Origin of the sequence: Micromonospora sp. DT44 (assembly GCF_049841635.1) — a bacterium.
GTDB lineage: Bacteria > Actinomycetota > Actinomycetes > Mycobacteriales > Micromonosporaceae > Micromonospora.
On sequence record NZ_JBNCKS010000157.1, the window covers coordinates 1 to 793 of the forward strand.

Annotated in this window: 2 protein-coding genes; both read right to left on the reverse strand. The window is 67.1% G+C overall.

Annotated elements, in window-relative coordinates; translation table 11 throughout:
- Nucleotides 1-38: 38 nt before the first annotated feature.
- Nucleotides 39-533, reverse strand: a complete 495-nt coding sequence (locus ACLQ25_RS32745) for a hypothetical protein (RefSeq protein ID WP_425734595.1) — start codon at nucleotides 531-533, stop codon at nucleotides 39-41.
- Entirely contained in the window at nucleotides 530-667 is a 138-nt protein-coding gene (locus ACLQ25_RS32750) for a hypothetical protein (RefSeq protein ID WP_425734596.1), read from the reverse strand. Before ACLQ25_RS32750 ends, ACLQ25_RS32745 begins: the two co-directional genes overlap by 4 nt.
- Nucleotides 668-793: the final 126 nt, after the last annotated feature.

Genomic DNA, 793 nt, shown 5'->3' on the forward strand with positions numbered 1-793 from the left:
CGACGCGATGGCCGTCTCTCATCTACGCAACACGCCCATCAAGGGCAAGTCGTACACCACTCCCGTGGACGCAACCCTTTGATCAACTTCTGTGTCTTGTCGGTGGCGCTGGTCGCGTGCTCCTTGAGATCGTCGGCTTTCCGCAGCGAGCGCGTGACCCATCCTCGCGCCCTGTCGCGAGCATGATCTCGACGATCGCTGTCCGTCAGCAGGTCGTCCCCGCCAGGCAGCCCGGAGGGGGCTGCCGCCGGTCGCGGTGCCGAGCCAGGTGCGATGACGTTCAGGAAGTCGGCGACGTTCCGGGCGGCGTCACTGCTCAACCGAGCGATCCGACGAGCCTTGTCGGCACCGGTGCGGCTCTGACCTACCGCCGCGCGCAGCCTGGGATGATCGGTGCCCCTCCCGACCGTGACGTACCGGGTGTGCCCCTCGGTGACGTCCGATGCGGCGCGGGCCGCCTGCACCGCGATTGCGTCAAGGCGGTCGATCGTGGACCGGAGTTGGGCCACGACCTGACCGAGCAGGTCGCTCATCCCAGCGCCCTGCGGAACTCGTCAGCGCTCTCCTGGGCGGAGGTGATGACCCGCAGGGTCAGCGTCACCTCGCGTATCGCCTCGGAGACGGCCTTGCGCGCCTTCTCGGCCTCTTCTCGCCGGCTGTCGTGCATGGTGGGAAGCATGGTCCCCGCGGCCTCGTCCAGGGATGTGCCGATGCTCTTGTCAACGCCGGCTGAAGGTTGACCCCTCTGTTCCGGGCGGGTTCCAGTACTTGTCGCAACACAGCTGATCATGTG